Source organism: Lysinibacillus sp. GbtcB16 (assembly GCF_019091145.1).
Classification (GTDB): domain Bacteria; phylum Bacillota; class Bacilli; order Bacillales_A; family Planococcaceae; genus Lysinibacillus; species Lysinibacillus fusiformis.
In genome coordinates this window covers 1-237 of the sequence record NZ_JAGXJV010000852.1, presented here as the reverse complement: position 1 = coordinate 237, position 237 = coordinate 1, and the positions used below count along the sequence as shown (strand labels likewise).

The window sequence follows — 237 nt, the reverse complement described above, 5'->3', positions numbered from 1 at the left end:
AAGGAGACTCAACCGTGAACGGCGGTCTGATCACCGAGCTCTCCCCGTTGTTCCCGAATCACGGCATCAACATCGAAAGCCGCGTGAAGGCGCTGCCGGCAGACAGCACCATTCCCGGCTTGCCTGAATGGCAGTGGGTGCATACGCCGGGGCATACCCCCGGGCACATCTCGCTGTTCCGGGAGAAGGACCGCTCCTTGATCGCAGGCGATGCTTTCGTTACGGTGAAGCAGGAAT

Annotated in this window: 1 protein-coding gene; it reads left to right on the top strand. The window is 60.8% G+C overall.

Annotated features, from left to right (window positions below):
- On the top strand, nt 1-237 hold a 237-nt coding region (locus tag KVT27_RS26085; protein WP_217582322.1), incomplete at both ends, for an MBL fold metallo-hydrolase.